Below are 14,129 nucleotides of genomic sequence, written 5' to 3' on the forward strand. Positions count from 1 at the left end.
CCACACCACCGACCGCACGCCTGTACGCCAGCGGATCTCGCCCGTACAATGCTCCGTCATTTCTCGTCATCAGCAATCGATAACGGCCAACCATGCGCACCAGTCAATTTTTGCTCGCCACACAAAAAGAAACGCCTTCCGACGCGGTCGTGATCAGCCACCAGCTGATGCTGCGCGCCGGCATGATCCGCAAACTCGCCTCGGGCCTGTACACCTGGCTGCCGATGGGCTTGCGGGTAATGCGCAAGGTCGAAGCCGTCGTTCGCGAAGAAATGAACGCCGCCGGCTCTCTCGAAGTGTTGATGCCGAGCACGCAACCGGCTGAGCTGTGGCAGGAATCCGGGCGCTGGGAAGAGTACGGCCCTGAATTGCTGCGCTTCAAGGATCGCCACGGTCGCGACTTCTGCGCAGGTCCCACCCACGAAGAAGTCATCACCGATCTGATGCGCAACGAATTGAGCAGCTACAAGCAGTTGCCAATCAACCTGTACCAGATCCAGACCAAATTCCGTGACGAAATCCGCCCACGCTTCGGCTTGATGCGTGGCCGCGAATTCATCATGAAGGACGCCTACTCGTTCCACGCCGACCAGCCTTCGCTGCAGGTCACCTACGACCGCATGCACCAGGCTTACTGCAACGTGTTCACCCGTCTGGGCCTGAGGTTCCGCCCTGTTGAAGCCGACAACGGCTCCATCGGCGGCGCCGGTTCCCACGAGTTCCACGTTCTGGCCGAATCGGGCGAAGACGACATCGTCTTCAGTAACGGTTCCGACTACGCGGCGAACATCGAGAAAGCCGAGGCCGTGCCACGGGAAACCTCGCGCGCCGCTCCGAGCGAAGAACTGCGTCTGGTCGACACGCCGAATGCCAAGACCATTGCGCAACTGGTCGAAGGCTTCAACCTGCCGATCGAGAAAACCATCAAGACCCTCGTGGTGCACGCTGAAGAGAAAGGCAAGCTGATTGCCCTGATCATCCGTGGCGACCATGAGCTGAACGAAATCAAGGCGGCCAACCAGCCAGGCGTTGCCAGCCCGCTGGTCATGGCCTCGGAAAGCGAACTGCGCGACGCCATTGGCGCCGGTGCCGGTTCCCTGGGTCCGTTGAACCTGCAGCTGCCGATCATCATCGACCGTTCGGTCGAACTGATGAGCGACTTCGGCATCGGCGCCAACATCGACGACAAACACTACTTCGGCGTGAACTGGGAGCGCGACCTGCCTGTTCCGACCGTTGCCGACCTGCGCAACGTTGTGGCCGGCGACCCGAGCCCGGACGGCAAAGGCACCCTGGAAATCAAGCGCGGCATCGAAGTCGGGCACATCTTCCAGCTGGGCAACAAGTACAGCAAAGCGATGAAGTGCGAAGTGCTGGGCGAAAACGGCAAGCCGGTCACCCTGGAAATGGGCTGCTACGGCATCGGCGTGTCCCGCGTGGTAGCGGCGGCCATCGAGCAGAACAACGACGAAAACGGGATCATCTGGAGCGACACTCTCGCGCCGTTCCAGATTGCCCTGGTACCGCTGCGCTACGAAACCGAACAGGTTCGTGAAGCCACCGACAAGCTGTACGCGGAACTCACCGCTGCCGGCTTTGAAGTGCTGCTCGACGACCGTGACAAGAAAACCAGCCCAGGCATCAAGTTCGCGGACATGGAGCTGATCGGCATTCCACACCGGATCGTGGTCAGCGACCGCGGCCTGGCCGAAGGCAACCTGGAATACAAGAGCCGTACCGAGGCCGACGCACAAGCGCTGCCGGTCGCCGACGTACTGTCCTTCCTTCAGGCTCGCATCCGCCGCTGATACCAGATATAGAGGCGTCATGTTCAAGCGAAACACCTTAGGCCTCGGTGGTGCCGCCTTGTGCGGCACCCTGCTGGTCAGTGGCTGTGCCAACCACATGTCACAACGCAGCGAGCAAGAGGAACGGGTCGAGCGCAAATTGCTCGATCACAGCCTGCAGATCGATGTCGGTGAGCCCAAGGTGCTTGAGCTGCCGCAACGGCGGGTGAAAATTCACGAGCAGAAGACTTTCGAAGTCACCGAGTACGAAGTCACGCGTCACTACGACCGCTATACGCCGTACCAACCCTGGCGGGAGATTTACGAAATCCCGCTGGGCGCGGTGGCCGTGGTGGCGGGTGTCGGTGCCAACGTGGTCAATGTGTTCGCCCTCGGCAATCTGCCGGACAGCATGACCAAGGATTGGCTGAGCTACGGTTTCGCCGGGCTCAACCCGTTCATGAACGTGCAGTCCCACGGTCGCGCGCAGCAGAACCTGGCCGGCATTGATGAAGTCCAGCGCGACAAGCGTACGGAATACTCAAGCCTGCCCTGGAGCGAGCGCCCGGTCGAGGTCAAGGCCGGCAAGGAAACCTTCGAGCTGACCACCGACAAAAACGGCGTGTTACGCCTGAATCTGCTGGACAACCCGTTCGCCGAACATGACATCAACCATCTGAGCCGCTTGCTGATCCGTGTTGAGGATGCCCAGGGCAACGTGCACAACGATTCCACCCTGGTCATCAGCAGCAACTTGCGCAGCAAGCTCTATGAGGCCCACGGGTTGATTTATGACGATCTCGAAGGTGACGAAGTCAGCCAATGGGTCCACCGGGTCAAACGCCTGTCGGAGCTGGGTCTTGAAGAGGAAGCCAGTGAGCTGGAACAGAGCCTGATCGAACTGACGCGCAATGATCCAGAATTGCAGAGCGAGTTCCTGAAGTCGCTGGCCCGCAATGGCGAGCGACTGGTGGCGAATCCGGGGCTGAACTAAACCCCAAAAAAGATCGCAGCCTGCGGCAGCTCCTACAACAGATCGCGTTCTTCTTTAGGAGCTGCCGCAGGCTGCGATCTTTTGTGTTTCAGAATTTACCGCTCAAACAACTCCATCTGCTCGAACCCGCCCCGCAAGTCCTCCAGCCGCACGCCGACGCCCAACAACCGCACCGGTTTACCGCCGCGATTGAAAGCCTGGGTCAACATCAACTGATAACTCCCCAGATCCCGCCCTGCCCCGGCCTGCTCCAATGTAGTCTGGGTGAAGTCGTGGAACTTCACTTTGACGAATGGCTTGCCCGGACGATAGCTGCTGTCAATTCGCGCCATGCGGCCAACCAGGGTCTCCAGCAGCTCGGGCAATTTATCCAGGCAACTCTTCAGATCTGGCAGATCGACGTCGTAGGTATTTTCAACACTGATCGACTGACGGCGACTGTCGTTATGTACCACGCGGTCATCGATCCCACGGGCCAGGCTCCAAAGTCGCTCGCCAAAGCTGCCGAATTCACGCACCAGCGCCAACTTGTCCCACTCGCGCAATTGCAGGCAATCGGTAATCCCCAGCTTGCCGAGTTTGTCGGCGGTGACTTTTCCGACCCCGTGCAATTTGCTCACTGGCAAGCCACTGACAAAATCCTCGACCTGGTCCGGAGTGATGACGAACAGGCCATTGGGCTTTTTCCAGTCACTGGCGATCTTGGCCAGAAACTTGTTCGGCGCCACACCCGCCGACACGGTGATATGCAACTGGTTGGAGACCCGGCGCCGGATGTCCTGGGCGATGCGCGTTGCGCTACCACCGAAATGCGCACTGTCCGACACATCGAGGTACGCCTCATCGAGCGAGAGCGGCTCGATGATCTCGGTGTAATCGCGAAAGATCGTGTGGATTTCCCTGGACGCTTCTCTATAGGCGTCCATGCGTGGCTTGACGATGGTCAGGTCCGGGCACAGCTTCAAGGCATGCCCGGAGGACATCGCCGAACGCACCCCGTACGCTCGCGCCTCATAATTGCAGGTGGCGATCACCCCGCGCCGGTCCGCCGCCCCACCTACCGCCAGTGGTTTACCGGCGAGGCGTGGGTCGTCGCGCATTTCGATGGCTGCATAGAAGCAGTCACAATCGACGTGGATGATCTTGCGTTGAGTCATAGCAAAGCCGTGTTCATGGCAAAGAAAAGGCGTCATGGCATGCCGGACAAACAGTATCTCACTGACACCTGTATATAGCACCAGTAGTCTGAATGTTCTTTTCCAATCGTAGGAAGATTCGATTGTGAATTTATTTTCTCAATCGAAAAATTACTTTCAATAGACGCGCAGGCCTTGCCCTGCCTGCCTCACAGACCGATCGACCTCCCCTTTTGAACGCTAACCGATTGAACGGGAAGAGATTTTATCGGAATTGGAGGTTGACACCCGAGCGCATCTCTATAGAATGAGCCACACAGACGCGGGATGGAGCAGTCTGGTAGCTCGTCGGGCTCATAACCCGAAGGTCGTCGGTTCAAATCCGGCTCCCGCAACCAAACATCAAAAAAGGCTACTCGAAAGAGTGGCCTTTTTTGTGCGCGCTCGTTTTGTAGCGCCGAACGCCGAAACAAGGCCTGGATACTCAATGACACCGAAACCGGAAATCGTTCTGATTCCGAAACTTAGGCCATCGCCGCGACCGTTTGCCGCGATTCAACGTTTATTTGACCTGATTCAGGATTAACGGTTGACACCCCGGCGTATCTCTATAGAATGCCGCCACACAGACGCGGGATGGAGCAGTCTGGTAGCTCGTCGGGCTCATAACCCGAAGGTCGTCGGTTCAAATCCGGCTCCCGCAACCAAACATCAAAAAAGGCTACTCGAAAGAGTGGCCTTTTTTGTATCTGTTGAAAAAGTCCTTTCGCAACAATGACCTGTCACTGTGAAGCAAGCCGTTTGGGGGGCACCCATGCGCCGGGTTCAGACTATGCTCTATTGCAGGCTGAAGCCTTCACGACTGATGACGCGCCGTCCCCGTTGCCCGGTGATAGGCGTTAATATTTGTGATTATTTTTTTCTGCAGGGATTGGTAACTTGGCTGGATACCCCCATCCTGTCGCGCACAATCCAAGAGGTGATTGATGCGCGCCAACTCGTCTGATTCACAAGACACTGTCACAGCGACACAACCGATCAAGGCTGAGCGCCTGCGCCTGCTCGATCGATTGAGCAAATACCGTCAACCCATTGGTCTGGCGGTCACCCTGCTGTTGTTCGCGATCGCGCTGATTGCCTGTCGCCATCTGTTGAGCGAACTCGACCTTTACGCGCTGCACGACTCGATCCTCGAAGTTCCAAAACCTGCCTTGATGGGCGCACTGGCCGCAACGGTGGCGGGTTTCATCATTCTGCTCGGCTACGAATGGTCGGCCAGTCGCTATGCCGGGGTGAGCCTGGCACCGCGCACGTTGGCGCTAGGCGGTTTCACGGCCTTTGCCATCGGCAACGCCATCGGTCTTTCAATGCTGTCGGGCGGTTCGGTTCGCTATCGCCTCTATGCCCGTCATGGCCTGGGAGCGGCTGAAGTCGCCCACATGACGCTGTTCGCCAGCCTCTCGCTGGGTTGCGCCCTGCCGCCGCTGGCCGCCCTGGCGACGCTCAGCGACCTGCCAGCGGCATCCACCGCCCTGGGTCTCTCCGAGACGTTGCTGGGCGTGGTGGCGAGCGCCGTGCTCGTACTGTTTTCGGTGCTGGCCATTGGTATCTACCGTCGTCGGCTGCCGGAACAGCCTTACCCGGACAACCTGCTGGTCAAGGTCGGCCGCCGCACCTTGCGTCTGCCCGGGCGTCGCCTGACGTTCCTGCAATTGGTCATCACTGCCCTGGACGTAGCGGCGGCCGCGACCGTGCTCTATCTGCTGCTGCCAGAAGCACCGCCCTTTGGTGCCTTCCTCTTGGTTTACCTGCTGGCGCTGGCCGCCGGCGTGCTCAGCCATGTGCCGGGCGGTGTCGGGGTGTTCGAAGCCATTTTGCTGGCGGCGTTTTCCGACACCCTCGGTGCTGCGCCACTGGCGGCCGCCCTGCTGCTCTATCGCTTGATCTACGTGGTCCTGCCCTTACTGGTGGCCTGCCTGCTGTTGCTGATCAACGAAGGTCAGCGCCTGTTCCAGACACGCCAGACGTTGCGCGCGGCCTCAGGCCTGGCGGCTCCGATACTGGCGGTGCTGGTATTCCTGTCCGGTGTTGTCCTGCTCTTTTCCGGTGCCACCCCGGAAATCGACACCCGCCTGGAACACATCGGGTTTCTGATCCCCCATCGACTGGTCGATGCTTCGCACTTTGGCGCCAGCCTGGTCGGCGTTCTTTGCCTGTTACTGGCCCAGGGGCTGCGTCGCCGGCTCTCGGCCGCGTGGATGCTGACCACCATTCTGTTGCTGGTCGGCGCCCTGCTCTCACTGCTCAAAGGCTTCGACTGGGAGGAAGCCAGCCTGATGGTGCTGACGGCGAGCCTGCTCGGGGTATTCCGCCGCTCGTTCTATCGCCCCAGCCGCCTGACCGAAGTACCGTTCTCGCCGCTGTACCTGGTGGCCAGCCTGTGCGTGCTCGGTGCGTCGATCTGGTTGCTGCTGTTCGCCTATCAGGACGTTCCGTACAGCCACCAGCTCTGGTGGCAGTTCACCCTCGACGCCGATGCCCCCCGCGGCCTGCGTTCGCTGCTCGGTGCCGCAGTGCTGCTGGTGGTGGTGTCGCTGACCTGGCTGCTGCGCACCGCGCGTCCGGTCATTCACCTGCCGACGCCCGACGAACTGGAGCGCGCCAGCAAGATCCTCATGGCATCGGCCCAACCGGATGGCGGCCTGGCCCTGACCGGTGACAAGGCGCTGCTGTTTCACCCCAACGACGAGGCGTTCCTGATGTACGCCCGCCGTGGCCGCAGCCTGGTGGCGTTGTATGACCCGATCGGCCCGGGCCAGCAACGGGCGGAAATGATCTGGCAGTTCCGCGATCTGTGCGACATCCACCATGCCCGTCCCGTGTTCTATCAAGTGCGCGCAGAGAACCTGCCGTACTACATGGACATCGGCCTGACCGCGATCAAGCTCGGCGAAGAAGCCCGGGTCGACCTCAAGCGTTTTGATCTCGAAGCCAAGGGCAAAGAGATGAAAGACCTGCGCTACACCTGGAACCGAGGCACCCGTGACGGCCTGTCCCTGGAAATCCATGAGCCGGGCCACGCGCCGATGGATGAGCTCAAGGTGATTTCCGACGCCTGGCTGACCGGCAAGAACGTCCGGGAGAAAGGCTTTTCGCTGGGCCGCTTCAGCGATGACTACCTCAAGTATTTCCGCATCGCGGTGATACGCTTCGAAGGACGCCCGGTGGCGTTCGCCAACCTGCTCGAGACCTACGGCCATGACCTGGCCAGCCTCGACCTGATGCGCGCGCACCCGGATGCCCCGAAGCTGACCATGGAGTTCATGATGGTCGGCCTGATTCAACATTATAAAAACCATGGGTACGCGCGTTTCAGCCTGGGCATGGTGCCGTTGTCGGGGTTGCAACCCCGTCGCGGCGCGCCATTGACCCAGCGCCTGGGCTCGATGGTATTCCGCCGTGGTGAGCAGCTGTACAACTTCCAGGGCTTGCGCCGCTTCAAAGACAAGTTCCAGCCTGATTGGGAACCCCGTTATATGGCCGTGCCCGCCGGACTCGATCCGCTGGTTGCGCTGGCCGACACTGCTGCCCTGATCGCGGGTGGCTTGACCGGATTGGTGAAACGCTGATGATTCAACGCTCCTTGCGGTATGTATTGGGCACACTGGTGATTGTGGCCCTGGTTCTCGGTGGCGGTTACTGGTACCTGAAACGCCCGGCACCGGAACCGACCCTCGAATTGCTGACCCCGGCCGATGGTGCGGCGATGACCCGTGTCATCCCCGGTACCACGCCACGCGCCCAGGTACTGGTGGCTGTCAACGAAGACCAGAAACTCAGCGACAAGCAATTGATGACCCTCAGCCGCAGTGGCGCGGCGCAGATTGTCCAGGTGATCCTGCCCAAGGACTGCCTGCTGCAAAGCCGAGCCCTGCAATCGGGCCTGAGAGAACTGAAAGGCCCGGCGACCCTGGTCAGCGGCATCGGCCCGGGCGCCGTGCTGGCCTGGCGCTGGTTGTCCGAGCAGAAGAACGACAAGGCCCAGGCCGTCTCGGTGGACCTGGCCCTGGAAAAGCCCGGCTGTACGCACCTGCTACCGAAAAGCGCGGCCCACGGCCACTGGCTGGTGGCATGGAACGACAACCCGGACGACACCAGCGCCGGCTTCGTGCGCGACCAGGTCAATGCCGAAACCAGCATCAGCGACTACGACATCAACCTGCCACAAGTGCTGAACAACGAGTTGCGCAAGATCCTCGTCGGTGGTGACAAGGCCGCTGGCGGCCTGCAGATCCCGGTGGTCGAAGTGCCGGCAGGCCAGGCCAGGGACACCGTGACCCTGTTCCTGTCCGGTGACGGCGGCTGGCGCGATCTCGACCGCGACGTGGCGGGCGAGATGGCCAAGATCGGCTACCCGGTGGTCGGTATCGACACCCTGCGCTACTACTGGCAGCACAAGAGCCCGGAGCAAAGTGCGCTGGACCTGGCCGAACTGATGCAACACTACCGGCAGAAATGGGGCACCAAGCGCTTCATCCTGACCGGTTACTCGTTCGGCGCCGATGTCCTGCCAGCGATCTACAATCGTCTGGCCGAGTCGGAGCAGCAACGCGTCGACGCGATCATCCTCCTGGCCTTCGCCCGTACCGGCAGCTTCGAAATCGAAGTCGAAGGCTGGCTCGGCAACGCCGGCAAGGAAGCCGCCACCGGCCCGGAAATGGCCAAGCTGCCAGCCGCCAAAGTGGTGTGCATCTACGGTGAAGAGGAAACCGACGAAAGCGGCTGCACCGACAAGACTGCGGTGGGCGAAGCCATCAAGCTGCCTGGCGGCCATCACTTCGACGAGAACTACCCGGCGCTGGCCAAGCGTCTGGTGGATGTGATCGAGAAGCGGCAGGTGAAGGAAACGGCTGCTACAGAGTGATCTGACAGCCTGCAAAAAGCCCCCGCAGCCTTACGGTTGCGGGGGCTTTTTCATTCCAGCAGGCACCACACACCCCCTGTGGGAGCGAGCTTGCTCGCGATAGCGGTGGATCAGGCGACATCTCTGTTGAATGTGGCACCGCTATCGCGAGCAAGCTCGCTCCCACAAGGGTCATCACACCTTTAAGACTTTGCACTCCCCCATCAAAAAGCCCCCGCTGCCGCAATGGCAACGGGGGCTTTTTGTGGGTCGCTTACATCTCCACCTGCGTCCCCAGCTCAATCACCCGGTTCAGCGGCAGATTGAAGAAGCGCAAATTGCCGTTGGCGTTCTGCAACATAAACGCAAACAACCCTTCGCGCCAACGGGCCATGCCTTCGAGCTTGGAGGCGATGACCGTCTCGCGGCTGAGGAAGTAGGTGGTACGCATCGGGCTGAAATTCAGTTCATCGAGGTGGCACAGTTTCAGCGCCTGCGGTACGTCCGGCTCATCGATGAATCCGAAATGCAGGATTACGCGGAAGAAACCTTCGCCGTAGGAATCGACCTCGAAGCGCCGTTGTAGTGGCACCCGAGGGATGTCTTCGTACACCACCGTCAGCAACACCACTTGCTCGTGCAACACCTGGTTATGCAGCAGGTTGTGCAACAACGCGTGGGGCACGGCATCCGCCCGCGCTGTCAGGAACACGGCGGTGCCCTGAACTCGATGGGGCGGTTGTACGGCAATGCTGCTGATGAAGATCGGCAGCGGCAATCCACCCTCATCGATGCGCTCGACCAACAACTGCTTGCCGCGCTTCCAGGTAGTCATCAACACAAACAGCACAATACCGGCGATCACCGGGAAAGCCCCGCCCTGGACGATTTTCGGCACGTTGGCGGCAAAGTACAGGCCGTCCACCAGCAGGAAACCGAGCAGCACGGGAACGGCGAGAAGCGGTGGCCATTTCCACAACAGCAATATCACGGCCGACACCAGGATGGTGGTCATCAGCATGGTCCCGGTCACCGCCACACCGTAGGCCGAGGCCAGGGCACCGGAGGATTCGAAACCCAGCACCAGCAGCACCACACCGACCATCAGCGCCCAGTTCACCGCGCCGATGTAGATCTGACCCTGTTCGGCGCTGGAGGTGTGCCGGATGTGCATGCGCGGAATGTAACCGAGCTGGATCGCCTGACGGGTCAAGGAGAACGCGCCGGAAATCACCGCTTGCGAGGCAATCACCGTGGCCAGGGTCGACAGGCCGACCAGCGGGATCAATGCCCAGCTCGGTGCCAGCAGGTAGAACGGGTTACGGGCAGCTTCCGGGTCGCCGAGCAGTAAGGCGCCCTGACCGAAGTAGTTCAGCACCAGCGCCGGCAGCACCAGGATGAACCACGCACGGGCAATCGGCTTGCGACCGAAGTGGCCCATGTCCGCGTACAGCGCTTCGGCACCGGTCAATGCCAGTACTACAGCGCCGAGAATTGTCACGCCCATGCCCGGGTGGTCGATGAAGAAGCGCACGCCCCACACCGGATTCATTGCCTGCAATACTTCCGGGTGTTGAAGGATGCCGTAGACGCCCAACGCGCCCAACACCAAAAACCAGGCGACCATGATCGGCCCGAACAGAATGCCGATCCGTGCCGTGCCGTGACGCTGGATCAGAAACAGCGCGACCAGCACTACCAGCGACAGCGGCACGACCCAATGGTCGATGCCTTCGAAGGCCAGCCCCAGGCCTTCAATCGCCGACAGCACGGAGATCGCCGGGGTAATCATGCTGTCGCCATAAAACAACGCCGCGCCGATCAGCCCGCAGACCACCAGCAACATGCGCAATTTCGCGTGCCCCGCCGCCGCCCGCCGGGCCAGTGCGGTCAAGGCCATGATCCCGCCTTCGCCCTGGTTGTCGGCGCGCAGCACGAACATCATGTACTTGATCGACACAACCCAGATCAGCGACCAGAAGATCAGCGCCAGGATCCCCAGCACCCCGTCATGGTTGACCGGCACGCCATAGCCTCCGGAAAACACTTCTTTGAGGGTGTACAACGGACTGGTGCCGATATCGCCATAAACCACCCCGACTGCCGCGACCAGCATCCCGATCGGCTTCACCGCCGAATGCTCGGCGCCCGCAGTCTGACTACTTGCCTGACCCATCCACCACTCCTACTACCCAGACTCGGGCTTCTTTGAAAGAAGCACTATGCTTTGTCGTGCAGCATGCGCTGTTTTACTTCACGTTACAGACGTTTTGTTGACTGTAAAAAATCAGTAAAGCGTAACGGCGCGAAGCATAGCGCAGCACTCGTCGTATTTCCCTGCATAAAGCTGGTCAAGTGAACGACTCATCGCTAGAATTGCGCACTTTTTGATCAGAGGCGCAGTTCAAGCGCCCGTCCGTCGGTTTTGCCCTGCCCGGCAAGCGGCGTCACAAAATACCGAGGTTAGACATGTCCACCACTCCTGCGCCGGCCAATCCAAAGGTTGGCTTCGTATCCCTGGGTTGCCCCAAAGCACTGGTCGACTCCGAGCGCATCCTTACCCAGCTGCGCATGGAAGGCTATGACGTCGTGTCCACCTACCAGGACGCCGACGTCGTAGTGGTCAACACCTGCGGCTTCATCGATTCGGCCAAGGCCGAGTCCCTGGAAGTGATCGGCGAAGCCATCAAGGAAAACGGCAAGGTCATCGTGACCGGCTGCATGGGCGTCGAAGAAGGCAACATTCGCAACGTACATCCGAGCGTGCTGGCCGTGACCGGTCCGCAGCAGTACGAGCAAGTGGTCAACGCGGTGCACGAAGTCGTGCCGCCACGCCAGGACCACAACCCGCTGATCGACCTGGTGCCGCCGCAAGGCATCAAGCTGACCCCGCGCCACTACGCCTACCTGAAAATTTCCGAAGGCTGCAACCACAGCTGCAGCTTCTGCATCATCCCGTCGATGCGCGGCAAACTGGTCAGCCGTCCGGTCGGTGACGTGCTCGACGAGGCCCAGCGCCTGGTCAAGTCCGGTGTCAAAGAGCTGTTGGTGATCTCGCAAGACACCAGCGCCTATGGCGTCGACGTGAAATACCGCACCGGTTTCTGGAACGGCGCGCCGGTGAAAACCCGCATGACCGAACTCTGCGAAGCCCTGAGCACCCTCGGCGTCTGGGTTCGCCTGCACTACGTTTACCCGTACCCGCACGTTGACGAGCTGATCCCGCTGATGGCCGCCGGCAAGATCCTGCCGTACCTGGACATCCCGTTCCAGCACGCCAGCCCGAAAGTGCTGAAGTCGATGAAACGCCCGGCTTTCGAAGACAAGACCCTGGCACGGATCAAGAACTGGCGCGAAATCTGCCCGGACCTGATCATCCGTTCGACCTTCATCGTTGGCTTCCCGGGCGAAACCGAAGAAGACTTCCAGTACCTGCTGAACTGGCTGACTGAAGCCCAGCTCGACCGCGTCGGCTGCTTCCAGTACTCGCCGGTAGAAGGTGCACCGGCCAATGACCTGGACCTGGAAGTCGTCCCGGACGACGTCAAGCAGGACCGCTGGGAGCGCTTCATGGCGCACCAGCAGGCCATCAGCTCGGCGCGCCTGCAAATGCGCATCGGCCGTGAAATCGAAGTGCTGGTCGATGAAGTCGACGAGCAAGGCGCGGTCGGCCGCTGCTTCTTCGATGCTCCGGAAATCGATGGTAACGTATTCATCGACAACGGCAGCAACCTCAAGCCGGGCGACAAGGTCTGGTGCAAAGTGACCGACGCCGACGAATACGACCTGTGGGCTGAACAGATCTAAACGCAAAAAATACGCAAAGCCCCGCTCTCTTGACGAGATGCGGGGCTTTTTTACGGCTATCGTTTGAGATTGAACGGACTCACATCACTCACGCATCAGGGGCAGACAGGCATGCGTCAGCATTCGGTCATCCACACGCCGAAACTCGGCGACTACGAAGAATTGACCCGGGTCTGGGAGGCCTCGGTACGCGCTACCCACGACTTTCTGCCGGACAGCTACATCAAACTGCTGAGAAACCTGGTGCTGACCCGCTACCTCGACGCGGTGATGCTGATCTGCACCAAGGATTCGAACCAACGCATCACCGGGTTCGCCGGCGTCGCGGCCGGCAAGATCGAAATGCTCTTCATCGACCCCGACCATCGCGGCCAGGGCCTGGGCAAGAAATTGTTGCGCTATGCCCTGGAACACCTGAATGCCGACGAACTGGACGTCAACGAACAGAACCCGCAAGCCCTGGGCTTTTACTTCAAGCAGGGCTTCGAGGTCATCGGTCGCTCGGAAGTCGATGGCATGGGCCAGCCGTATCCATTGCTGCACATGCGTATGCGCCAAAATCAGCAACACTCCCAACATGGCTGACACAACACGGAACAACTGTAGGAGCTGGCTTGTCGGGTCGCCGCATCGCAGCGAAGACGTCGGCACATCCAGCATTGTTTTCACAGACACACTGCTCGCTGGCAAGCCAGCGCCTACAAAAAGCTCTACGGTGTAAATGGAACCGGGATTAACCGGCGCCAGGCAGGTACAATGCCTCCCCCCTTTTTGTTACGGCCCTGACATGACTGACCCGATTCGTCTCTCCAAACGCCTCATCGAACTCGTCGGCTGCTCCCGTCGGGAGGCTGAGCTGTTCATCGAGGGCGGCTGGGTCACCGTCGACGGCGAGGTCATCGACGAGCCGCAATTCAAGGTCGACACCCAGAAAGTCGAGCTTGATCCAGAAGCCAAGGCCACCGCGCCGGAACCGGTGACCCTGCTGCTCAATGTGCCCGCCGGCATGGACGCAGACACCGCCATGGCCACCCTCGGCGCCGAGACCTTGAGCGAAGAACACCGCTACGGCAAGCGACCGTTGCGAGGGCACTTCCTGCGCCTGACCGCCAGCACCGACCTGCAGGCCAACGCCAGCGGTCTGCTGGTGTTCACCCAGGACTGGAAAATCCTGCGCAAGCTCACCGCTGACTCCAGCAAGATCGAGCAAGAGTATGTGGTCGAGGTTGAAGGCGAGATGGTGGCTCACGGCCTCAACCGTTTGAACCACGGCCTGACCCACAAGGGCAAGGAGCTGCCGGCGGTCAAGGCCAGCTGGCAGAACGAAAACCGCCTGCGCTTTGCCATGAAGAACCCGCAACCGGGCATCATCGCCCAGCTGTGCCAGGCCGTCGGCCTGAAAGTCGTCGCCATCCGCCGCATCCGCATCGGCGGCGTGTCCATCGGCAAAGTGCCCGTGGGGCAATGGCGCTACTTGTCCGGCAAAGAGAAGTTCTAAGGCT

9 protein-coding genes and 2 tRNA genes are annotated in these 14,129 nt (G+C 60.4%); 9 read left to right on the top strand and 2 right to left on the bottom strand.

What is annotated here, in order from left to right; all coding sequences use genetic code 11:
• Positions 1–92: 92 nt before the first annotated feature.
• Complete coding sequence (locus tag AC1DXW_RS05050; protein WP_477752986.1) at positions 93–1,808, top strand: proline--tRNA ligase; 1,716 nt, start codon at positions 93–95, stop codon at positions 1,806–1,808.
• A gap of 19 nt (positions 1,809–1,827) precedes the next feature.
• Positions 1,828–2,781 carry a hypothetical protein gene (locus AC1DXW_RS05055; protein ID WP_477752987.1) on the top strand — a complete coding sequence of 318 codons (954 nt, stop codon included), beginning with the start codon at positions 1,828–1,830 and terminating at the stop codon, positions 2,779–2,781.
• Between the two features lie 95 nt (positions 2,782–2,876).
• Here the strand turns inward: AC1DXW_RS05055 and dinB are convergent, their stop codons facing one another.
• A complete protein-coding gene (gene dinB, locus AC1DXW_RS05060) occupies positions 2,877–3,938 on the bottom strand; it encodes a DNA polymerase IV (protein ID WP_477752988.1) in 1,062 nt (353 codons plus the stop codon).
• 300 nt (positions 3,939–4,238) lie between these two features.
• Here dinB and AC1DXW_RS05065 point away from each other — a divergent pair.
• From AC1DXW_RS05065 to AC1DXW_RS05080, 4 genes are all read left to right on the top strand, one after another.
• Positions 4,239–4,315, top strand: a tRNA-Met gene (locus tag AC1DXW_RS05065).
• A 232-nt stretch (positions 4,316–4,547) separates the two neighbouring features.
• Positions 4,548–4,624 (top strand) — tRNA-Met (locus tag AC1DXW_RS05070).
• A gap of 279 nt (positions 4,625–4,903) precedes the next feature.
• Positions 4,904–7,546: a bifunctional lysylphosphatidylglycerol flippase/synthetase MprF gene (gene mprF, locus AC1DXW_RS05075; RefSeq protein WP_477759810.1), complete on the top strand. Its 2,643-nt coding sequence runs from the start codon at positions 4,904–4,906 to the stop codon at positions 7,544–7,546.
• On the top strand, positions 7,546–8,841 hold the full coding sequence (locus AC1DXW_RS05080; RefSeq protein WP_477752990.1) for a virulence factor family protein: 1,296 nt from the start codon (positions 7,546–7,548) through the stop codon (positions 8,839–8,841). The genes mprF and AC1DXW_RS05080 overlap by 1 nt, the downstream gene beginning before the upstream one ends.
• 253 nt (positions 8,842–9,094) lie before the next feature.
• Here the strand turns inward: AC1DXW_RS05080 and AC1DXW_RS05085 are convergent, their stop codons facing one another.
• The gene (locus AC1DXW_RS05085; RefSeq protein ID WP_477759811.1) at positions 9,095–10,996 is read right to left on the bottom strand and encodes a potassium transporter Kup; all 1,902 of its coding nucleotides are present in this window, start codon (positions 10,994–10,996) and stop codon (positions 9,095–9,097) included.
• Positions 10,997–11,289: 293 nt separating this feature from the next.
• Between AC1DXW_RS05085 and rimO the strand changes: the two genes are divergently transcribed.
• The 3 genes from rimO (at position 11,290) to AC1DXW_RS05100 (ending at position 14,125) form a co-directional block, all read left to right on the top strand.
• Positions 11,290–12,627, top strand: a complete 1,338-nt coding sequence (rimO, locus tag AC1DXW_RS05090; protein ID WP_008052161.1) for a 30S ribosomal protein S12 methylthiotransferase RimO — start codon at positions 11,290–11,292, stop codon at positions 12,625–12,627.
• Positions 12,628–12,738: 111 nt separating this feature from the next.
• Positions 12,739–13,212: a GNAT family N-acetyltransferase gene (locus tag AC1DXW_RS05095; protein ID WP_477752992.1), complete on the top strand. Its 474-nt coding sequence runs from the start codon at positions 12,739–12,741 to the stop codon at positions 13,210–13,212.
• A 202-nt stretch (positions 13,213–13,414) separates the two neighbouring features.
• Positions 13,415–14,125 carry an rRNA pseudouridine synthase gene (locus tag AC1DXW_RS05100; RefSeq protein WP_477752993.1) on the top strand — a complete coding sequence of 237 codons (711 nt, stop codon included), beginning with the start codon at positions 13,415–13,417 and terminating at the stop codon, positions 14,123–14,125.
• Positions 14,126–14,129: the final 4 nt, after the last annotated feature.

Source organism: Pseudomonas sp. P4_C4, assembly GCF_056402055.1.